General features: G+C 71.0%; 18 protein-coding genes. 2 read left to right on the top strand and 16 right to left on the bottom strand.

The genetic code is table 11. The features are described 5' to 3' along the window. Nucleotides 1-33: 33 nt before the first annotated feature. Nucleotides 34-321: a hypothetical protein gene (locus tag OG349_RS22010; protein WP_327236242.1), complete on the top strand. Its 288-nt coding sequence runs from the start codon at nt 34-36 to the stop codon at nt 319-321. A 23-nt stretch (nt 322-344) separates the two neighbouring features. On the opposite strand, the gene OG349_RS22005 is transcribed toward OG349_RS22010, so the two are convergent. The 15 genes from OG349_RS22005 to rsmI form a co-directional block, all read right to left on the bottom strand. Next, nucleotides 345-1,124, bottom strand: coding sequence for a helix-turn-helix transcriptional regulator (locus OG349_RS22005; RefSeq protein ID WP_327236241.1), 780 nt, complete (start codon nt 1,122-1,124; stop codon nt 345-347). 179 nt (nt 1,125-1,303) lie between these two features. Further along, nucleotides 1,304-3,082, bottom strand: coding sequence for an outer membrane protein assembly factor BamB family protein (locus OG349_RS22000; RefSeq protein WP_327236240.1), 1,779 nt, complete (start codon nt 3,080-3,082; stop codon nt 1,304-1,306). A 94-nt stretch (nt 3,083-3,176) separates the two neighbouring features. Further along, nucleotides 3,177-4,937, bottom strand: coding sequence for an outer membrane protein assembly factor BamB family protein (locus tag OG349_RS21995; protein WP_327236239.1), 1,761 nt, complete (start codon nt 4,935-4,937; stop codon nt 3,177-3,179). Between the two features lie 252 nt (nt 4,938-5,189). Continuing rightward, nucleotides 5,190-7,016 (bottom strand): ABC-F family ATP-binding cassette domain-containing protein, encoded by a 1,827-nt coding sequence (locus tag OG349_RS21990; RefSeq protein WP_327236238.1) that lies wholly within the window; start codon nt 7,014-7,016, stop codon nt 5,190-5,192. A 79-nt stretch (nt 7,017-7,095) separates the two neighbouring features. Further along, the gene (locus OG349_RS21985; protein WP_327236237.1) at nt 7,096-7,935 is read right to left on the bottom strand and encodes a methionyl-tRNA formyltransferase; all 840 of its coding nucleotides are present in this window, start codon (nt 7,933-7,935) and stop codon (nt 7,096-7,098) included. A gap of 8 nt (nt 7,936-7,943) precedes the next feature. Next, nucleotides 7,944-8,552 carry a DUF6879 family protein gene (locus OG349_RS21980; protein ID WP_327236236.1) on the bottom strand — a complete coding sequence of 203 codons (609 nt, stop codon included), beginning with the start codon at nt 8,550-8,552 and terminating at the stop codon, nt 7,944-7,946. Next, nucleotides 8,545-8,814 carry a hypothetical protein gene (locus OG349_RS21975; protein ID WP_327236235.1) on the bottom strand — a complete coding sequence of 90 codons (270 nt, stop codon included), beginning with the start codon at nt 8,812-8,814 and terminating at the stop codon, nt 8,545-8,547. The genes OG349_RS21980 and OG349_RS21975 overlap by 8 nt, the downstream gene beginning before the upstream one ends. Before the next feature lie 20 nt (nt 8,815-8,834). Next, nucleotides 8,835-10,820, bottom strand: coding sequence for a tetratricopeptide repeat protein (locus tag OG349_RS21970; protein ID WP_327238663.1), 1,986 nt, complete (start codon nt 10,818-10,820; stop codon nt 8,835-8,837). 188 nt (nt 10,821-11,008) lie between these two features. Beyond that, nucleotides 11,009-11,419 (bottom strand): hypothetical protein, encoded by a 411-nt coding sequence (locus tag OG349_RS21965; RefSeq protein ID WP_327236234.1) that lies wholly within the window; start codon nt 11,417-11,419, stop codon nt 11,009-11,011. 164 nt (nt 11,420-11,583) lie between these two features. Continuing rightward, nucleotides 11,584-12,492: a 4-(cytidine 5'-diphospho)-2-C-methyl-D-erythritol kinase gene (locus OG349_RS21960; protein ID WP_327236233.1), complete on the bottom strand. Its 909-nt coding sequence runs from the start codon at nt 12,490-12,492 to the stop codon at nt 11,584-11,586. After that, complete coding sequence (gene rsmA / locus OG349_RS21955; RefSeq protein WP_327236232.1) at nt 12,489-13,439, bottom strand: 16S rRNA (adenine(1518)-N(6)/adenine(1519)-N(6))-dimethyltransferase RsmA; 951 nt, start codon at nt 13,437-13,439, stop codon at nt 12,489-12,491. Before rsmA ends, OG349_RS21960 begins: the two co-directional genes overlap by 4 nt. Nucleotides 13,440-13,557: 118 nt before the next feature. Continuing rightward, nucleotides 13,558-14,799: a ubiquitin-like domain-containing protein gene (locus OG349_RS21950; RefSeq protein WP_442806407.1), complete on the bottom strand. Its 1,242-nt coding sequence runs from the start codon at nt 14,797-14,799 to the stop codon at nt 13,558-13,560. 506 nt (nt 14,800-15,305) lie between these two features. After that, a complete protein-coding gene (locus OG349_RS21945) occupies nt 15,306-16,184 on the bottom strand; it encodes a TatD family hydrolase (RefSeq protein ID WP_327236230.1) in 879 nt (292 codons plus the stop codon). A gap of 82 nt (nt 16,185-16,266) precedes the next feature. Next, nucleotides 16,267-16,713 (bottom strand): hypothetical protein, encoded by a 447-nt coding sequence (locus OG349_RS21940; RefSeq protein ID WP_327236229.1) that lies wholly within the window; start codon nt 16,711-16,713, stop codon nt 16,267-16,269. A 128-nt stretch (nt 16,714-16,841) separates the two neighbouring features. Continuing rightward, entirely contained in the window at nt 16,842-17,738 is an 897-nt protein-coding gene (gene rsmI / locus OG349_RS21935; RefSeq protein WP_327238662.1) for a 16S rRNA (cytidine(1402)-2'-O)-methyltransferase, read from the bottom strand. 215 nt (nt 17,739-17,953) lie between these two features. Here rsmI and OG349_RS21930 point away from each other — a divergent pair, with 215 nt between their 5' ends. Continuing rightward, a complete protein-coding gene (locus OG349_RS21930) occupies nt 17,954-19,681 on the top strand; it encodes a dolichyl-phosphate-mannose--protein mannosyltransferase (protein WP_327236228.1) in 1,728 nt (575 codons plus the stop codon). A gap of 85 nt (nt 19,682-19,766) precedes the next feature. Here the strand turns inward: OG349_RS21930 and OG349_RS21925 are convergent, their stop codons facing one another. Then, the gene (locus tag OG349_RS21925; RefSeq protein ID WP_327236227.1) at nt 19,767-20,219 is read right to left on the bottom strand and encodes an HIT family protein; all 453 of its coding nucleotides are present in this window, start codon (nt 20,217-20,219) and stop codon (nt 19,767-19,769) included. Nucleotides 20,220-20,256 lie beyond the last annotated feature (37 nt).

The following is a 20,256-nucleotide window of genomic DNA, read 5'->3' as shown; positions in this document are numbered from 1 at the left end:
TGATCCCGACCGGTCGACAAGGAACACAACGACATGAGCGACTACCGGAACGACGTCGAGGAACTGGAGACCAAGTCCGCCACCGCGGCACGGCTCTTCGACGTACGACGCATCATCGGCGGACTCTTCGTGGTCTACGGGATCATCGTGACGATCGCCGGGATCACCGCGTCCGACGCCGACCTCAAGAAGGCACAGGACATCAACATCAACCTGTGGACGGGCATAGGCATGCTGGCGCTCGGACTCTTCTTCCTGATCTGGCTCAAACTGCGCCCGACCGCGCCGGCCGAGGAGTCAGGACCGCCGCCGGCCGAGTGAAGCCCCCATGGCCGGGCCCGACCTCATTCGCGATCGCCGAAGCGTTCGTCGCCGAAGCGTTCGTCGTCGAGGTCCGGCCCGGTGCCGGGCCCTCCGGTGGCAGACCCTCCGGCGGCAGACCGCCCGGTGACGGGCCCGTTCACCACCGCCCGGTCCAGCAGTCCCGTACGGGCGGCCAGCGCCGCCGCCTCCAGCCGTGAGCCCACCCCGAGCTTCATCAGCACCCGCTGCACATGGGTCCTGGCCGTGCTGGGCGCGATGTTCATGCCCGCCGCGATCAGCCGGGTGTCCTCGCCCTCGGCGACCCGTACCAGCACCTCGACCTCGCGCGGGGTGAGCATCCGCAGCAGCCGCTGGCCCTCGTCGTCGGGCTGCGCCGCCGGGTTCAGCAGCTCGGTGAACGCGCCCTGGAGCAGCATCGGCGCCACCGCCGCCTCGCCCGCGCGTGCCTTGACCATGGCGCGCTCGACGCCTTCGATCCGCTCGTCGTGGCGTACGTAACCGGATGCCCCGGCGGCGAACGCGGCGGCGATGCCGCGGGGGCTGGGGACCGGCCCCAGCACCACCACGGCCACCTGCGGGCGCTCGCGCTTGATCCGTACGATCGGGTCGAAGACCCCGGGCTCCGCCGGTGTCGCCGTACCCATCAGGCACACTTCGGGCGCCCTGCTCACCACCAGCTCGGCGACCCCCGAGGTGGGGGCGGCCGCCGCGAGCACCCGGTGCCCGCGCAGTTTCAGGGCCGAGGCGAGCGCCTCGGCGAGCAGTCGGTGATCATCGACCACCATGAGCCGCACGCCCATCGAGCCAACCCCCATCGCGCTGGAGCCTGGTCCCCCCGGGCTCCTGACCCGGCAAGCTACACGCTTGTTCGAGATCGCGCGCCCCCTACCGGCCAGAAGCCCCCCGGATTGCGGAATTTCCTGCCATTCAGGACGAGTGGGGGCAGGTCATGTCCGCGAAGTGGCGTTACCCGGTCGTGCTACCCGGTCGTGAACGACACCGCGAGGTACGACGTCAGGTTCAGCGTCGACGGCTTGCTCAGCATCGCGTCCGCGATGAAGAGCCGGCCCCCGGCGAAACGCATCTCCGAGTATCCCTTGGTGAAGCTGGTCTCGGCTTCCCGTACCGCCTTGTCGGACGGATTCTCCATCAGGACGGTCTGCTTGAAGGTGGACCCGTCGATGGAGACGATCTGGCCGCCCTTGTCGTACGGGGGCCACTTGTACGCGATCAGGTTGCCGCCGTCCATCCGCAGCGGCGTGATCGTGTAGCGGTCGCCCGCGTCCGCGCGGTCGCTGGTCGTCTTTCCCGTGGCGAGGTCGAAGGAGACGATCTCGTTGGTCTGCCCGTAGTCCCCGGAGCCGTCGTGCTCCTCGGTGGGCAGGTACAGGCGGTCGTTGCCGACCACGACGTCCCGGCAGGACTCGACCTCGGTGGTCGCGCAGTCCGCCGCGTACGTGTCGGCGTCGGCCGGGATCTTGGCCCGCAGCGCACCCGTCTTCTCGTCGATGGAGAAGAAGTCCGAGATGCCGCTGCCGTCGCCCGCGGTGTCACCGACGTCGGCGGCGACGACGAGCGGCTGGGTCGAGATGACGCTCGCGTACGCGACACCGGGCGGCATCTTGTACGAGGAGAGCGGGGCGCCCGTCACCGGGTTCAGGGTGTCGATGCTGACCTGGGGGTCCTCGTACGTACCGCACTTGCGCGCCACGACGAGCCCGGCGCCGCCGCCGTACCCCATGTCGGCGCAGTTCTCGGCGCTCGCCTGGGGCTTCCAGCGGAGGGCGCCGGTGGCGAGGTCGAGGGCGGCGCCGCCGTCCGTACCGCCGAGCGCCACCGTGCCGGCGCCGATGGTGATCTCGTCGAACTTGAGCTTGGCGTCACCGGTGTTGGGGCCTGTGACGCTCTTGCGCCACACCAGCCTGCCCGCCGTGAGGTCGATCGCGCCGATCTCCGTGCACGGCTGGTAGTCCGTCTTGCCGGTGCGCTTGGCGGCCTCGAAGGCGATGGCGGTGAGGTTGTCCTTGACGTGGTCCGTGGCGGCGCAGAGCTGGCCGGGGAGGGGGATGCTCCACAGCTGGGTGCCCTTGGCGGGGTCGTACCCGACGATCTCGTTGACGCCGGTCTTCACGAAGGCGGTGTCGGTGAGCCAGGAGCCGGAGACGTTCGTGATGTCGGTGACCTTGGGGGTCGCCAGCTTGAAGGCCATCGTGGACTTGACGTCGGCGGGGGCCTTCTCCTTGCCGCCGCCTCCGATGCCGTTGTCGGTGTCCTTGCCGTCCTTCTGGCCGTCCTTGCCGTCCTTGCCGCCGTCGGCGCCGGCGGTGGTGTTCTTGCCGTCGTCCTTCGTGCCGTCGCCACCGGAGTTGGCGACGTAGATCCCGCCGACGACGATCAGGGCGACGGCGACGGTCGCGGCGAGGATGATCTGGGCCTGGGTGGAGAGCTTCTTGCGGCCGCCGTTGTCGCCGGCCGGTGCGGGTGGCGGCGGGTACGGGGACTGCGGCTGGGCCGGGTAGCCGTACGGGGGCTGCTGGCCGGGGTAGCCGTATCCCGGCGGGGGAGGCGGCTGTTGGCCGGGGTAGCCGTATCCGGGCTGCTGGCCCTGCGGCGGGTGGCCGTACTGCGGATTCTGTGGCGGGTAGCCGTACTGCGGGGGTGGCGTCGGGGCTCCGAAGCCGGCGGGCGGCGGGTCCTGCGGGGCGCCGAACCCTCCCTGAGGGGGCTCGTTGGGCGGCGGGGGCGGCGGCTGTGTCATGGCGTACGTACCTCGGAGGAAGGCTCGGAAGGCGGGGAGGAAAGGGGAGCGCGGGGAGCGGCGGGCGCGGGGCTCAAGACGTCAACAGCCACGGTCAGTTGCCGAACGCCATCATCGTCTTCTCCTTCAGCTCCGCCGCGTCGTTGCTCGCGCTGACGCGGCCGCCCACGACGTAGAAACGCCCGTCCGCCCAGGCCAGGGTCGGCTGGTAGAACGAGTCCTCGATCTCGGCCGTGGACGCGGGGTGCTGCTGAACGATCGTCGGCACACCGCCGGTCGGGGCGATGGTCGCGACCGCGCCCGCCTTGTCGTACGTCGGCTCCACGTACACCACCACCTTGCCGCCCTCCATCCGCAGCGGCGTGATCATGCGGTCGCCGGGTGCCTTCGAACGCCACGTGGGCTTACCGGTGTTGAGGTCGAAGGCGACGACCTCGTTCGTACGGGACGTGCTGCCCTTGGCGGGCGCCGTCGCCATGTAGAAGGTCTTCGCATCGGCGGCGAGGCCGGTGCAGCCCTCCAGGTTCCGCCCGAAGATGACAAACCCGCCGCCGCAGTTGGGCGCGAACGAGTCCTTGCCGCCGGCGAGCGAGGAGCGGAGCGTGCCGTTGGCGTTGAGCGCCAGGACGTTCCAGGACGAGTCCTTGTCCTTCTCGCGCGTGGAGATCACCAGCGGGTCGACCGAGTAGACCTTGTCGACCTCCCAGTTCTTGGCCAGCTTGTACGTCCACCTGGCCTTGCCGGTGACGGGGTCCAGCTCCTCCAGCTGGTGGTGCGAGGTCTCGAAGTCGCCCGTGGGGCAGCTCTCGGCCGCGATCAGCTTGGGGCCGCCGGCGAAGGCGAACGGCTTGCAGGTGCCCGTCGACTTCTCGAACAGCTGCTTGCCGTCGGTCATCCGGTAGGCCTGGGCGCCCGCGGTCCTGGCGGCGGTGACGGTGCTGCCGCTGATCGTCAGGTTCACGTCGCTCAGGATGTCGAAGAGACCGATCTCCTTGATCTCCTGCTTCCAGCCGCCCTTGCCGGTGGCGAGGTCGACGAGCTGGAGCTGGTTGCAGTCGCTCTTGTCGCTGGTGCCGTTCATGTACCCGATGACGATCTTGCCGTCGGCGGAGGGCGCGGTCGGTGCGGCGCACAGCTCGGCGGGCAGGTCGAGCGTCCACTTCTTCTTGCCGTCGGTGGCCGAATACCCCACGACCTGCTTGTACATGGCCTTGACGACGGTGTCGCCGGCGAACCACGGGCCGTAGACGTCGGCGCCGTCGCGCGGCAGGTCCACGTCGTTGGTCTGGAGGAAGAGCACCTTGGACTCCCCGTCCTCGCGCCCGGCGTTGAGGTCGTCGTCGGCCTCGCGCCCGCCGCCGGTGCCGTCGCCCTGGTCGACGTCCGCCGACGAACTGCCCGTCGGCTTCGGGTCCTGGCTCGTGTCGGCGACGGGCTTCTTGCCGTCGTCGTCACCGCCGCTGAGGACGGCGTACGTACCGCCGCCGACGACCAGGAGCGCGGCGGCCGCCGCGACGACGAGGCCGGGCTTGCCCTTGAACGGGTTCCGGCCGCCGCCGCCCGGGGGCGGGGTGGGGGCGCCGGGGAACTGCTGGGGAGGGTAGCCGTAGGGGCCCGGCTGCTGACCGTACGGACCGGGCTGCTGGCCGTACGGGCCGTAGGGACCGGGCTGTTGACCGTAGGGCCCGGGCTGCTGGCCGTACGGGCCGGGCTGTTGCGCGTACGGGCCGGGCTGACCGTAACCGGGCTGACCGTAGCCGGGCGGGCCGGCGGGCGGCGTGGGCGGCGCGGCCGGTACGTGCGGTGTCTGCGACGGCTCCTGCGGTGGCGGCTGCTGCCCGGGTGGCTGAGTCATCAGCGCGTTCCCCCTGTGTCCCCTGTATACGGCCCACTGCCCGACCGGTCTCCCCCGCTGCTCCGATGGCTGGTCCCTCGGAACGGAGCGGTTCGGGTATGGATTCCGCATCGTCACTTCAGTCGAGCGGGGCTTCTTTGTATCACTCGGACGCGTGTACGGAACGGGCCGGTCCTCCCCTGTTCCCAAGGGAGAACCGGCCCGTGACGCGCCCGTTATGCCTCGGCGCGCGCCCTCTTCACGCGTCCTCTTTCACGCGTCCTCGGCCAGCTCCAGCCACCGCATCTCCAACTCGTCGCGCTCACCGATCAGTTGGCGAAGCTCGGCGTCCAGCTTCGCCACCTTCTCGAAGTCGGTGGAGTGGTCGGCGATCTGCTGGTGCAGCAGCGTCTCCCGGTCCGACATCTTGGTGAGTTGGCGCTCGATCTTCTGGAGTTCCTTCTTCGCCGCGCGGTCGTCCTTGGCCGACGCGGGGGCGGCGGCGGCCGGCGCGCCTCCGGAGGCGGGCAGGGTGGCGGCGGGAGCGGCCGGGGCGCCCGACTCGGCGAGCTTCTTGCGTCGCTCCAGGTACTCGTCGATCCCGCGCGGCAGCATCCGCAGCGTGCGGTCGCCGAGCAGTGCCATCACCTTGTCGGTGACGCGCTCGATGAAGAACCGGTCGTGGGAGATGACCACCATCGAGCCCGGCCAGCTGTCGAGCACGTCCTCCAACTGGTTGAGCGTCTCGATGTCGAGGTCGTTGGTGGGCTCGTCGAGGAAGAGGACGTTCGGCTCGTCCATCAGCAGCCGCAGCAGCTGGAGCCGGCGCCGCTCGCCACCGGACAGGTCCCCCACCGGGGTCCACTGCTTCTCCTTGGTGAACCCGAACTGCTCGCACAGCTGACCGGCCGTCATTTCCCGTCCACCCCCTAGGTCCACCCGGTCCCGCACCTGCTGCACGGCCTCCAACACCCTCAGCGTGGGCTTGAGTTCGGCGACCTCCTGGGAGAGGTAGGCGAGCTTGACGGTCCTGCCGACGGTCACCTTCCCCGCCGCGGGCTGGACGTCGCCGCGGGTACGGGACGCCTCGGCGAGCGCGCGCAGCAGCGAGGTCTTGCCGGCGCCGTTGACCCCGACGAGCCCGATCCGGTCACCGGGTCCGAGCTGCCAGGTCAGATGGCTGAGCAGCACCTTCGGCCCGGCCTGGACGGTCACGTCCTCCAGGTCGAAGACGGTCTTGCCGAGCCGGGCGTTGGCGAACTTCATCAGCGACGACGTGTCGCGCGGCGGCGGCACGTCGGCGATCAGCTCGTTGGCGGCCTCGATCCGGAAGCGCGGCTTGGACGTACGGGCGGGGGCGCCGCGCCGCAGCCAGGCCAGCTCCTTGCGGACCAGGTTCTTCCGCTTGACCTCTTCGGTGGCCGCGATGCGCTCGCGCTCGGCGCGGGCGAAGACGTAGTCCGAGTAACCGCCCTCGTACTCGTGCACGGCCCCGCGCTGCACGTCCCACATCTTCGTGCAGACCTGGTCGAGGAACCACCGGTCGTGCGTGACGCAGACGAGCGCGGACCGCCGCGCCTGGAGGTGCTTCGCCAGCCAGGCGATGCCCTCGACGTCGAGGTGGTTGGTGGGCTCGTCGAGCACGATCAGGTCCGGCTCGCCGATGAGCAGCTTGGCGAGCGCGATCCGCCGCCGCTCCCCACCGGAGAGCGGCGCGATGACGGTGTCGAGCCCCTGCGGGAACCCGGGCAGGTCCAGCCCGCCGAAGAGCCCGGTCAGCACATCCCGGATCTTGGCGTTCCCGGCCCACTCGTGATCGGCGAGATCCCCGATGACCTCGTGCCGGACGGTGGCGGCCGGGTCGAGCGAGTCATGCTGCGTGAGCACCCCGAGCCGCAGCCCGCCACTGTGCGTGACGCGCCCGGAGTCGGTCTCCTCCAACTTGGACAGCAACCGGATCAGGGTGGTCTTCCCGTCCCCGTTACGCCCCACAACCCCGACCCGGTCCCCCTCGGAGACGCCGAGCGAGACACCGTCGAGCAGCGCACGGGTGCCGTACACCTTGGTGACTGCTTCGACATTGACCAGATTGACGGCCATTTCACTCCTGTACGGGGGGACGGATCGACGTCCCAGCGTAGTCGCCGTACCAACCCGCCTGACATTCCGGGCGGCCGGCTCACTCCGGCAGCGACTCCACCACCCACAGCGGGCCGTCCGCGCACCGGACCGCCACCGCACCGCCGACAGGATCGACGGAGGTGCGCAGCACCCTCACCCGCTCCCCCGCCACGTCCGCGATCGGTCCTGACCTGCCGGAACTGCCGAAACGCAGGGCACGTACCTGGTTGTGGATCCGCGACCGGGTGTGATTCCAGTCGACGTACGAGAAGCCGGGCTCCATCCACCCCGCGTAGGACGCCTGGTCCTCGCGTTGGGCGGTCCCGGGGAATCCGTCGGCGACATGGTCGAGTGCCGCCGGCAGGAGTCTTTCGATACACGTATCGACCACTGACCAGAGTTGATCGGGAATGACATCGTCCGCCAGGGCGATCCCGGATTCCTGGACCAGGATTCCGCCGGAGTCGAACTCCTCGTCCATCCGGTGAATACTGACACCGATGTCGGGGTCACCGTTCCGGATCGCCCAATGCACGGGGAGGGGACCCCGGTATTTCGGCAGCGTCGACGTGTGGACGTTGACGGCTCCGTACCGGGTGGCCGCGAGAGCCGAGGCCGGGAACTTCCACGGGAATCCGTAGCAGACGACGAGATCCGCGCCGTACAAACACAAGGTTTCCGCCAGCGCCTTCTTGTTGCCGGGGAGAATCAGGTCGATCCCGGGCGGAATTCCGTCGACGATCTCACCGGCCACCTGGCCGGCTCCGGACCGGGTGGGACCGGCGGGGCGCAGGGATCGCGCGTGGACGTAGGCGACGGGCGTACGGCCGGTCCGCTCGCAGACCCGGTGGAGCAGGGCGAACCCCTGCGCCGAGTAGGACACCAGGATGACGCGCACGAGTCTCCTCACACCTCGGGGGGAGGCAGGGGGCTGACGCGGCGCTCGAAGAAACTGTGGAGCCGTTCTCCGGAGCGGTGCAGGTCCTGGATCACCTTCTTGCACTCGGCGATCTTCGCTGCGTCGGTGAACCGGCGGCTGCCGGCGAGCACCCCCTGCTCGTCGTAGACGATCTCGTACATCACCGATGTCCCGAGAATCGCGATTTCCGGCAGCACCTCGTCCGATTCCCAAGCGCGGACGTCGTCCGGGCCCACGACCCGGGTGTCCTCACCGTGTTTCTCCTTCAGCCGCAACAGGTGGAGTTCCCATTGCAGATAAGGCACGAGGGGTTCCTCGACCACACGCACCCGGTGCAGAGCGAATCCGTGGTCCTTGATTTCGTGGAAATACCGCTCGAAGTGGTCTTCCTGCTCCGCGATCAGCGTCAGCGCGGTGGGCCATTCGCCCCGGGAGAACGCTTCCCAGCTCGCCACCCCGGGCTCCCGGAAGTGCTGCTGCCTTTCGAGCTTCCAGAAACCGGCTTCGCCGCAGTTCCAGAAGTACGTGGCGAATTCTTCCTGGTACGCGTCCAGGTCGAGCCGCTCGCTCGGCACGCCCGCCAGAAGGTTATGCATCCGGTGTGTCCGCCTTCGCCGCGACCGCCGTCCTGCGGGGGATGACGACCAGTCGCTCGTCCGGAGCGATCGTCACCCCCTCCGGCAGCCGGCCCCGGTAGGAGTCCGTGAGATCCCTGCCGATCACCGCGACATCACCGTTCTCCAACTCCCAGATGTCCGGGCAGCCCTGCTCGCCGCCGGTGGTCCCCAACTCCTCCGGGGACTTCCCCAGCCGACGGCGCAGCGGCGAGGAAGCGTCGGCTTCCCATCCACGCGTCATGCGTACCTCCCAGTAGGCCATCACGATGTCATGCCGTTGTGACGCTCGGCACACGCTTGTCGTTGACCGGCCAGCCTCTCGCGGGCCACCACGGTCCACGGATGCGTGGGCCCGAGCACCCGCTCCCGCGCCTCCACCACGATCCCGGTCTGCTCGATCGCCTCCGCGTTCTCGCCCAGCGCCGCGAGCACACTGCCGAGCAGGCTCCGGGACGCCAGTGTGATCGGGTACTCGGCCCCGTACCGAAGCTCGTGGGCCGCCAGAGCGCCACGGGCCAGTGGCAGCGCCTCGGCGGGTCTGCCCGTGTTGAACAGGGCTCCGGCGCAGTTGAGTTCGGCGGACAGTGTGATCGGGTGCCCCGGTCCCAGCTCGCGCACGCAGTCGGCGACCAGAGCGGGTCCGCCCTCCACTTCACGCTCCAACTCGGGCCCTGGCGGCAGCTCCAGCAGACACGCGCGCGCCTCCAGCGTCAGCGGGTGCCCACTGCCCAGCACCGAAGCCCTGCCGGTCACGGTCCGGTGCATCAGCGCCACCGCCTCCGCCGTACGGCCGAGCCAGGTGAGCGGACGTGACAGATGCAGGCAACTCGTCAGCGTGTCAGGGGCGTCGGCGCCCTGGGTACGGACCAGGTCGGCGAGCACCTCCCGGTGGAGCGTCACCGACTCCTCCAGGCGCCCCAGCCGGTCGACGGACTTGCCGATGCGCTGGCGGAGCCGTAACAGAAGGATGTGGTCGCTCTCCAGCCGGGCCCCGGCGAGTCGCACGGACTCCCGCGCCACGGTGAGCGCCGAGGCGTAGTCACCGGCCCGGTGCTGGGCGGTCACCAGGCGCAGCGCGCAGGTGACCGCCGCCTCCACCGTCGTCCGCCGCACCGCGGACCAGTCGCGGACGCGCCGCAGGAGGGCGAGGGTGTGCGTGGCGAGCAGACCGGTCCCCGCGTCCCGTGATCCGCGCTCGGGCAGTTCGGGGAGCGCCCGGGCGAGCAGATCCGCGGCGGTCGCCGCGACCGGGTCCCGTCGCTCCTCGGGGACTCCACGCGCGACGCTGTCGAGCAGCACACCGTGGGTACGGAGGCAGCGCGGCCCGTCCCCGGGAATGAGTTCGGTGAGTGAGTGGTCGAGCAGCCCCCGCAGGGCGGACTCGACACGGTCCGCCCGTAGGTCCGGGAGGAGTTCGGCCCCGCTCAGGACGGTGAGCGGCAGCGGGTCGTCCGACCAGCAGGCCAGCAGGCGCAGCAGCGGGACGGCGTCCGGCATGCCTTGGCCGACCAGGGTGTTCAGCGAGAGCTGCCAGGTGCCGCTGACCAGGTGGCGAGAGTCGTGACCCGTGGCTGTCGCCCCCTTGTCGATCAGTTCGATGGGGTCCTGACGATCTTCGAGGCGCCGACTGTACTCGGCCATGGTCCAGGGCTCGATCATCTGGTGGGCCAGGAATCCGCCGGCGAGCGTCAGGGCCAGCGGAAGGCGGCCGAGCCGGTCCGCGATGGCGCCGGCGTCCTCGACGGTGCCGGTGCCGGGAGCGAGGTCGCACAGCACCTGGGCGGCCTCGTGGCGGGGCAGGACACCGACGTGGAGCAGTTCGGCCGCCGGCCACCAGCGGGTCGCCGACTGACGTGTGGTCACCAGCAGGGTGCCCCGGGGGCTCGTACGCGACCAGCCGCCGTCGCGCAGTACCGCCGGGTCGTCGGCGTTGTCGAGCACCAGCAGCCAGGGCTCGTCGGAACGGTCGAGGCGGTCCCAGACCAGGTCGGCCGCCGCGCGGAGACCGTTGCGTGCGGCCATGAGCGCGCCGTCGCCCGCACCCCGGTCCGCGGCGACGGCGAGCATGCCGGCGCGCAGGGAGGCGTGGTCGGAGGCGTTGACCCAGAACCCCAGGCGGCCGGCCTCGGTCACCGCGTGACGGAACAGGGTGTACGCGACGGCCGTCTTGCCGCAGCCGCCGAGACCATGAAGGACGAAGACCTCGTTCCCCGCTCCCTCGGTGAGGGCGGTGCGCAGCCGCCGCATGAGCTCCTCGCGGTCGCGGAGGATCGCGGGTGCCCGGCCCACCGCGGGATGCCGTACGGAGTCGGGGCCCTGCCACGAGGGACCGTGGTGATGATGTTCGGTGATGTGCTGGTCGCCCGAGGCCTGGTAGACGCGCCCCCGGTCCTCGGCCCGCCCCTCCTGCCCGCCCCCGCCGCCCTGGCGACCGGTCACCCCTGGTCCAGCCGCAGATCTCGGCCGGCCTGGTAGATCCGGGCCTGCCCGGACGCGGTGGCCTGCTGCGTCGGAGCCGGTCGAGCCGCTTCGTCCGGAGTCACATCGGCGAGCAACGCCCGTAGATCCTCGGCCACTTCGGGATGAGCGATCAGCAGCCGCCGGATGCGGCCCTGCCACTCCGCCCGTACCTCCGCCTCGGTCTCCGGGTCGTCCATGGCCCGGGCACTGAGCAACTCCTCGCGGGAGGAGTCGAGTTCGGCGGCGACGGACTGTTCCCTGTCGGGGCGGGCCCGTCGCCAGAGGAGCGGTAACCGCTCACTCACGCCGTGCCAGGCGTCCGTCGCCAACAGGCTGACCAGGGTCGTACCGGCGGTACCCGCCAAAGCGGCCAACTCCGGATCCATGCGCGCGGCCCTCCGTCGAAATGTCACCGGGCGCATCACATTAGGTGGTGGGTGGGTTCACGTACAGTGAGCCGCTCTTCCGCTGCGGGGGCGCGGGATCGGCCGGGTACGTGGGTGGTCGGAGCGCAAAGGGTGGGAGCGCAGGTGGCCCGGAGCGCGGGCGGTCAGGACGGGTCGTGCCTGATGACCGTCGCGCCCTGGGACGGGGACGGGGCCGGGCGGGCTGTGTGGCAGGTGGTTGAGGTGTGGAGGGCGGTGGCTACCTGGGTGGCTGATTCCTCGTCCTTGGTCAGGAACGCCGTCGTGGGGCCCGAGCCGGAGACCAGGGCCGCCAGGGCGCCCGCCGTCATGCCTGCCGTGAGGGTGGCCGCCAGGGACGGGCGCAGGGAGAGGGCCGCGGGCTGGAGGTCGTTGGAGAGGGTGCCGGCCAGGGCTACCGCGTCGCCCGTGCGGAGTGCTTCCAGGAGTGCCGGGTCGGGGGCCGGGGCCGGGATGTCCTTGCCGGCCGTGAGGCGGTCGAACTCCCGGAACACCGTCGGCGTCGAGAGCCCGCCGTCCGCCACCGCGAACACCCAGTGGAAGGCCCCGCCCACCGGGAGCGGGGTGAGCTGTTCGCCCCTGCCCACACCCAAGGCCGCGCCGCCCAGCAGGCTGAACGGTACGTCGCTGCCCAACTCCGCGCAGATGGAGAGGAGTTCGGATTGCGGGGAGTTGAGGGACCAGAGCGTGTCGCAGGCCAGTAGCGCGCCTGCGCCGTCCGCGCTGCCGCCCGCCATGCCGCCCGCCACCGGGATGTCCTTGGCGATGTGGATGTGCACCCGGGGGTCGATGCCGTGGCGGGCCGCCAGGGCCATCGCGGCCCGCGCCGCCAGGTTGGTGGTGTCCAGGGGGACCCGGGCCGCGTCGGGGCCCGTGCAGGTGATGCGCAGTTCGTCGGCCGGCGTGACCGTGATCTCGTCGTAGAGGCCCACGGCGAGGAAGACGTTCGCCAGGTCGTGGAAGCCGTCGGGGCGTGCGGCGCCCACGGCCAGCTGGACGTTGACCTTGGCCGGTACTCGTACGGTGACGCTCACGCGTCGGTCTCCTTCGGGGGTGGGGACGGAGGCGGGGTGGTCGGTTGGGGGTCCGTCGGCGGCTTGGGAAGTGTGGTGGGTTTTGACTCCGCGATCCTCGCGAACTCCTCCACCGTCAGCCCCTCCCCCCGCGCCTGCGGCGAGACCCCCGCCGCCACCAGGGCCGCCTCCGCCGCCGGTGCCGAGCCCGCCCAGCCCGCCAGGGCCGCGCGCAGGGTCTTGCGGCGCTGTGCGAACGCCGCGTCCACGACCGCGAAGACCTCTGTCCTGGAGGCCGAGGTCGCCACCGGTTCCGCCCTGCGGACCAGCGAGACGAGGCCGGAGTCCACGTTGGGCGCCGGCCAGAAGACCGTACGGCCGATGGATCCGGCCCGTTTCACGTCCGCGTACCAGTTGGCCTTCACCGACGGCACTCCGTACACCTTGTTGCCGGGTCCGGCCGCCAGCCGGTCCGCGACCTCCGCCTGGACCATCACCAGCGTCCGCTCGATGGTCGGGAAGTGCTCCAGCATGTGCAGCAGGACGGGCACGGCCACGTTGTACGGAAGGTTCGCCACCAGCGCGGTCGGTGGCGGGCCCGGCAGTTCCGCGACCCTCATCGCGTCGGAGTGCACGAGCGAGAAGCGGTCGGCGCGGGCCGGCATCCGTGCCTCGACCGTCGCGGGCAGCGCGGCGGCCAGTACGTCGTCGATCTCGACGGCGATCACCCGGTCCGCCGCCTCCAGGAGCGCCAGAGTCAGCGAGCCGAGCCCGGGGCCGACCTCCACGACGACGTCGTCCGGGCGCACCCCGGCGGTGCGGACGATCCTGCGGACGGTGTTGGCGTCGATCACGAAGTTCTGCCCGCGCTGCTTCGTCGGGCGTACGCCCAGCGCCGCGGCCAGTTCACGGATGTCCGCGGGGCCCAGCAGGGCGTAGGTGTCGGGCGGTGGCTCAGTGGTGCTCACCGGGTAAGCCTACGGTCAACCGGGGCCAGCCCTGTCGCCCCTGTCGTCCCCGTCGGCCCCTCCGCCCGTCAGCCCGCCGCCCCGCCGCCCCGTCACCGCCGTCACCCCGTCACCGCCGTCACCCCGTGAGCCTCCGGCCGCAGTGCGGCCACGGGCTCGCGCCCCGCTGCACGTACAGCTTCTTCGCGCGGAACGTCTGCTCCGCCGCCGGGGCGTCCTGCGGGCGCCCGCTGCCGCCCAGCGCCTGCCAGGTCCCCGTGTCGAACTGGTAGAGCCCGCCGTAGTTCCCCGACGCGTCGACCGCCCCCGGGCGTCCGCCCGACTCGCAGGCGGCCAGCCCGCTCCAGTTCAGGCCGTCCGCGCCCGCGACGGACGTCGGCATCTCCTTCGTACCGACCCTGACCCGCTGGGTGACCGGCTCGCGGACGATCTCGTCGTGGAGCCTGCGGGGCTTCTGCCGTACGCCGTTGACGGTCCGCAGCGCGTACGTGACCCGGCGCGCCCCCTGCCGTCCCTGCCGGTCCACGACCTCCGTGCCCTTGAAGAGCGAGGCGTCCCGGGTCGTCACGGTGTCGTACGGGATCGCCTCCTCGCGTACCTCCTCGCGGCCGGTGATGCGCAGCACCGTGACCGTCTGGCCGTCGCGCGGGAAGCTGTCGCGCGCGACGGAGGTGGTGTCCTGGCCGCGCAGGGTGATGCCGGCCTGGGCGAGGGCCTCGCCGACGGTCGCCGCGTTGGTACGGATCGTGCGCTCGCGGCCGTCTGCCATGAAGGTCACGGCGCGTTCGGTCCGTACGTCGAGGGCCAGGCCGTGCCGGGCGATCGAGGACGAGCGCGAGACGGACAGGAACGCGCCTTCCGCCCGTACGCCCAGCTGGCGCAGGGCTCCGTCGACCGTGCGGGCCGTCGTCCACACCTGGCGGCGGTGGCCGTCGAGGGTGAGCAGGACGGGGCGGCCGTAGCGGACGACGACCTCGTCGCCGCTGGCCAGCTCGGCGCCGGGCGCGGGGGCGATGATGTCGTGCGCGCCGACGGTGACGCCCTCGTCGGCCAGCAGCTCCGCGACGTTGTCGGCGAAGGTGTGCATGGTGCGCGGGACGCCGTCGACGCTGAGTTCGACGGCCTTGTCGTTGGCGACGAAGGCGGAGGTGCCGCCGGCGAGGAAGGCGACGACGAGGGCCTGGGGGACGAGGCGGCGGAGATTCCCGGCGGGGAGGTGGTTCCCGCCGGTGAGACGGTTCCCGGCCGGGAGACGGTCGGGGGCCGCTTGGGGGTGTTCGTCCTGCGGGAGGCGCGGGGGCGGCGGTGCGGGGCGTCTGCGGCGGTGGGAGGAGTGGCGGCCGGGGGTGGGGGCGGGCACGGGGGCGTACACGTCGGGGCCGGCGGAGGGGGCGCTGTAGGGGTCATGCGTGCTGTACGGGGCGTTCGGGGCGTACGCGTCATGGGTGCCGTCAGGGGTGCCGTACCCGTCAGGGGTGCCGTACCCGTCAAGGGTGTCGTACGCCTCGGGCGCCTCGTACCGCGTCTCGCACGGGGCCTGCGCCTCGTACCCGCCGCCGTACGGCGCCTCTCCCCCGTACGGCAGCACCGGCGCGACCCGTCTCAGGTCCAGGATCTCCACCACCTCGGCCGGCTCGGCCGTTTCCACGGCCCTGGCACCGCGGTGCCCGCCGCGTGCGGCCCGGTGACTGCCTTGCGCATTGCTCACGACGCTCCAGAGGATCCGGTCGGCCCCGCCGCGATCGACGGTGCGGCCGGGACACTAGCGGAGCTTCGGTCACTCTCCAAAGCGACTCGACCACTCAGCGTCGTGACGCTACCCTGCGCGCGGCGGCCTCCCGGGAGCCGGGAAGCACTGCGGACCCCTCAGGACAACCCGTAACCGAACGCCTGCGCCGTATTGCGCGCGATCGCCTCCGCCAACATGTCCTCTCCGATCCCACGCACCTCAGCCATCGCGCGCAAAGTGACCGGAATCAGATACGGCGCATTCGGCCGGCCCCGGTAGGGCGCCGGTGTGAGAAAAGGCGCATCTGTCTCGACAAGGACACGTTCCAATGGCGCTACTGTGAGCGCGTCACGCAACGGCTGAGCGTTTTTGAATGTCACATTGCCTGCGAAAGACAGGAAGTAACCGGCGGCCGAACAAATTTCGGCCATTTCCGCGTCACCCGAATAACAATGGAAGACCGTACGCTCCGGCGCACCTTCTTCGGCCAGGATGCGCAGCACATCCGCGTGCGCCTCGCGGTCGTGGATGACCAGCGCCTTGCCGTGCCGTTTGGCCATCTCGATGTGGGCGCGGAACGACCGCTCCTGCGCGGCGACGCCGTCCGGGCCTGTCCGGAAATAGTCGAGACCGGTCTCGCCGACGGCCCGTACGTGGGGCAGCGCGGCCAGCCGGTCGATCTCCGCCAGCGCGTCGTCCAGCGCCGCGTCGCCGCCTCCGGGGCGCGCGCCCTGGCGCGACCACCCGTCGGGGTCGCCGAGCACGATCCGGGGGGCTTCGTTGGGGTGCAGGGCCACCGCCGCGTGGACGTTCTCGTACGCGGCTGCCGTCTCGGCGGCCCACCGGGACCCCTTGAGGTCGCACCCCACCTGGACCACAGTCGCCACACCGACCGAGGCGGCCTTCTTCAGGGCGTCCTCGACCGTGCTGTCCTGCATGTCCAGGTGGGTGTGCGAATCCGCGACCGGCACCCGGAGGGGCTCGGGCAACGGTGGCGCGGCCTGTTTCGAACTCATGGGCGCGATCCTACGAGAGGACCGCGCCCACGGGTTCACGTGCGGTGATCACCCGGGTTCGGGGTCACTCGGCCACGTCGGTTCACCTGCGGTGATGGAACGGGTGCAGCAGGTCCGACAGGTGCCAGTGGTGGACGGGCCTCCCCGTGCCCCCGTCCCCCGGCTCCGACCCGTCGTCCCGCACGGGTATCTTCCCGTTCTTGTCCGCCTTCGACGCCTTCCCGGCCCTGCCGTTCCTGGCCGCCCTGGTCGTCCTCGCGGGCTCGTAGTGCTGCATCGCCAGTGCCCTCACCGACGACACCTGCCCGGACCTCATGATCCGTACGACGTGTCCCCCGCAGTTGCTGCACGACGGGCTGGAGAGCGGGGAAGGGACCCGCACTCCGCCGGCCTTGTATACGACGAAATTGTGGCCCGTGCCGTCGACGTGGTGCTCTATGTCATAGGCCTGTTCCCACCCATGACCACAGCGCATGCAACAGAACGCATATGCCTCGTGCGCGACAGCGGCGCCCGTAATCTCAGTCATGCCAGCTCCTCTCCACTTCTCCAGTGGACGCCTATTACGGCGGGAGCGCACCAGGCCCTGTCGATTAATGGAGCGGTCTTGGCCTACTCATGCCCAAATGGCCCGGCACCCGGTCCGCGCTTTGCAATTCACGATCGTCCTTTACCTTCCCGAGCGGCGTTCTTCGCCGCGACCACGGCGTCGAACACCTCGCGCTTGGGCAGCCCCGCCTCGGTGGCCACGGCGGCGATCGCCTCCTTGCGCCGCTCGCCCGCCTCCTCCCTCACCAGCACCCTGCGCACCAGCTCCTCCGGGGCCAGGTCCCCGGCCCCCGGCGCCGACGCGCCCTCGACGACGACGGTGATCTCGCCCCGTACCCCCTCCGCCGCCCAGGCGGCCAGTTCGCCGAGACCGCCGCGCCTGATCTCCTCGTACGTCTTGGTCAGCTCGCGGCACACGGCGGCCCTGCGGTCGGCGCCGAAGACCTCCGCCATCGCGGCGAGGCTGTCGTCCAGCCGGTGCGGGGCCTCGAAGTAGACGAGGGTGCGGCGCTCGCCGGCGGCTTCCCGGAGCCGGGTGAGGCGTTCGCCCGCCTTACGGGGCAGGAACCCCTCGAAGCAGAAGCGGTCGACGGGCAGGCCGGAGAGGGCGAGCGCGGTCAGGACGGCGGATGGTCCTGGTACGGCGGTGACCCGGATGTCGCGCTCGACCGCGGCGGCCACCAGCCGGTAGCCGGGGTCGGAGACGGACGGCATGCCCGCGTCCGTGACGAGCAGCACCCGCGCGCCACCGGACAGGGCGTCGACCAGATCCGGGGTCCTGGCCGACTCGTTGGCCTCGAAGTAGGACACGATCCGGCCACGGGGCTGCACGCCGAGCGCCTGGGTGAGGCGGCGCAGCCGGCGGGTGTCCTCGGCGGCGATGACATCGGCGGTCTCCAGCTCGGCGGTGAGCCGGGGCGGGGCGTCGCCGAAATCGCCGATCGGGGTGCCGGCGAGGACGAGGACGCCGCCGGTGGGGCGGGTGGCGTAGGCGCCGGGTTCCAGGGGGAGGTCGTCGTCGCTCTCGCCCGGCCCGTCTCCCAATCCCTCTCCCACCCCGTCGTCATCTTCGTGATCTTCGTGCGACGCACTCAATGGATGAGATTCGTACGCTTCATGCGGCTCGTTCGGTCCCGGCGTTGCCTGCGTTCCGTTCACATCCGTCATCCTCGCAGGGCGCGACGCGCACCACTCACAGCGGCGTTCCCTACGATGGCGCGGTGACCAGTACTGCGCCAGAAGCCCTCCACGGGCCCGACGCCGGCGACAAGCCGCCCTCATGGCCCCAGCGGCTGCGCCGATTCGGCCATGTTCCCCGGCCGGTGATCGGGCTGCGCGAGCGGCTGGTGCCGCCGTACACCGAGCCCTCCGAGCGGCTGTGGGCCGTGCTCGCGTGCCCGCCCGTCCTGGCGGCGCGGCTGACGCGCTGGTCGGCGTGGGGCGGGCCGCTGCTGATCACGCTGGTGGCGGGGCTGCTGCGGTTCTGGCACCTGGGGTCACCCAAGGCGGTGATATTCGACGAGACGTACTACGCCAAGGACGCCTGGGCCCTCATGCACCAGGGGTACGAGGGCAACTGGAAGGTCAAGGACGTCGACAAGCTGATCCTGGCCGACCCGTCCTCCGTGACGGTGCCGTCGGATCCCGGCTATGTCGTGCATCCGCCGGTGGGCAAGTGGGTCATCGGGCTCGGGGAGGAGATGTTCGGCCTCAACCCGTTCGGCTGGCGTTTCATGGTGGCGGTGCTCGGCACGCTGTCGGTGCTGCTGCTCTGCCGGATCGGGCGGCGGCTGTTCCGTTCGACGTTCCTGGGGTGCCTGGCGGGGGCGCTGCTGACCGTCGACGGCCTGCACTTCGTCATGAGCCGTACGGCACTGCTCGACCTGATCCTGATGTTCTTCGTACTGGCCGCGTTCGGATGCCTGCTGATCGACCGCGACTGGGCCCGGCGCAAGCTGGCCGCCGCGCTGCCCGAGGACGCGGAGGGTGTCCTGCGCCCGGACGTCAGGATCGCGGAGAACCTCCGGCTGGGCTGGCGGCCCTGGCGGCTCGCGGCCGGGGTGATGATCGGGCTGGCGATCGGGACGAAGTGGAGCGGTCTGTACGTCCTGGTCGCCTTCGCGATCATGACGGTCCTGTGGGACGTGGGCGCGCGCCGCACGGCCGGTGCCGTACGTCCGTACCGGGCTGTGATCCTGCGGGACATCCTGCCCGCCTTCGTGTCGACGGTGCCGGTGGCGGTGGCGACGTATCTGGCGTCGTGGACGGGCTGGTTCGTCACGGACGACGGCTACTTCCGGGACTGGGCGACCAAGGGCGAGGGCAAGGGCGGGCACTTCACGTGGCTGCCGGACCCGCTCCGGAGCCTGTGGCACTACGAGTACGAGGTCTTCCAGTTCCACACGAACCTGACCTCGGGCCACACGTACCAGTCGAACCCGTGGAGCTGGATCGTCCTGGGCCGGCCCGTCTCGTACTTCTACGAGTCCCCGACGGCCGGCACGGACGGCTGCCCGGCGACGACGACGGGCAAGTGCGCCCGCGAGGTCCTGGCGCTGGGGACGCCGCTGCTGTGGTGGACGGCGGCGTTCGCCCTGCTCTTCCTGCTGTGGCGGTGGATCTTCCGCCGCGACTGGCGGGCGGGCGCGATCGCGTGCGCGGTGGCGGCGGGCTGGCTGCCGTGGTTCCACTACCAGGAACGCACGATCTTCCTCTTCTACGCGGTCATCTTCGTCCCGTTCCTGTGCCTGGCGGTCGCGATGATGATCGGCGCGATGGCGGGCCCACCGGGCTCGGACGAACGCCGCCGCACGATCGGCGCGGTGGGCGCGGGCGTGCTGGTCCTGCTGATCGTCTGGAACTTCATCTACTTCTGGCCGCTGTACACGGGGACGTCGATCCCGGTGGACTCGTGGCGGAACCGGATGTGGTTCGACACGTGGGTGTAGCTGTCCCCGCGCACGTCCCCGCACACCGCGCGCCGGGGGCGAACGTGATTCCGGCCGGCCGCTGCCGGAGCCGTGCGGTTCGGGCTCAGGTGTCGAGGTGGGGGCGGAGCGAGTGGGCAAGGTGGTCTGCCCGGTCGGGCGTCACCTGTTGCTCCTTCGGGAGTTGGAGCATTCCGAAAACGCCTGGTCCACGGTGCTCAGGGGGCAGGTCCGCCGGGCGCGGCACGATGTGGAAGTGCACGTGGGCGAAGCCTTCGGCTTCGGCGAACTGGACGACGTAGGTCTTGGCGCATCCGGTCGCGGCGCGCAGGGCCCGGGAGAGCTTGACCTGCCAGGTGCCCAGTGACGCGGCCTCGGTGTCGGTGAGGTCGTGGACAGCGGTGACATGGCGGCGGGGCAGCAGCACCAGCCAGCCGGGCAACGCGGTGTTGAACGCGTGGGCCACCCGCCAGTGCTGGTCGAAGGCGACGCGCTCCCGTGCGGGGAGTTCGTCGAACCGCGATTCCTGGGCGCACGCGTAGCAGGCGGGAGTCGTCATGATCAGGATCGTAGGACCGTCTCGCCCCGGACACGGG

The organism is Streptomyces sp. NBC_01317, from assembly GCF_035961655.1.
GTDB lineage: Bacteria > Actinomycetota > Actinomycetes > Streptomycetales > Streptomycetaceae > Streptomyces.
This window is presented reverse-complemented; position numbering and strand designations above follow the sequence as displayed.

Excerpts from the sequence above, each read along its gene's own strand:
- OG349_RS22010 (WP_327236242.1), top strand. The coding sequence starts at position 34 with ATGAGCGACTACCGGAACGACGTCGAGGAACTGGAGACCAAGTCCGCC.
- OG349_RS22005 (WP_327236241.1), bottom strand. The coding sequence starts at position 1,124 with ATGGGCGTGCGGCTCATGGTGGTCGATGATCACCGACTGCTCGCCGAG.
- OG349_RS22000 (WP_327236240.1), bottom strand. The coding sequence starts at position 3,082 with ATGACACAGCCGCCGCCCCCGCCGCCCAACGAGCCCCCTCAGGGAGGG.
- OG349_RS21995 (WP_327236239.1), bottom strand. The coding sequence starts at position 4,937 with ATGACTCAGCCACCCGGGCAGCAGCCGCCACCGCAGGAGCCGTCGCAG.
- OG349_RS21990 (WP_327236238.1), bottom strand. The coding sequence starts at position 7,016 with ATGGCCGTCAATCTGGTCAATGTCGAAGCAGTCACCAAGGTGTACGGC.
- OG349_RS21980 (WP_327236236.1), bottom strand. The coding sequence starts at position 8,552 with ATGCATAACCTTCTGGCGGGCGTGCCGAGCGAGCGGCTCGACCTGGAC.
- OG349_RS21975 (WP_327236235.1), bottom strand. The coding sequence starts at position 8,814 with ATGACGCGTGGATGGGAAGCCGACGCTTCCTCGCCGCTGCGCCGTCGG.
- OG349_RS21970 (WP_327238663.1), bottom strand. The coding sequence starts at position 10,820 with ATGCGGCGGCTGCGCACCGCCCTCACCGAGGGAGCGGGGAACGAGGTC.
- OG349_RS21965 (WP_327236234.1), bottom strand. The coding sequence starts at position 11,419 with ATGGATCCGGAGTTGGCCGCTTTGGCGGGTACCGCCGGTACGACCCTG.
- OG349_RS21945 (WP_327236230.1), bottom strand. The coding sequence starts at position 16,184 with ATGAGTTCGAAACAGGCCGCGCCACCGTTGCCCGAGCCCCTCCGGGTG.
- OG349_RS21940 (WP_327236229.1), bottom strand. The coding sequence starts at position 16,713 with ATGACTGAGATTACGGGCGCCGCTGTCGCGCACGAGGCATATGCGTTC.
- OG349_RS21925 (WP_327236227.1), bottom strand. The coding sequence starts at position 20,219 with ATGACGACTCCCGCCTGCTACGCGTGCGCCCAGGAATCGCGGTTCGAC.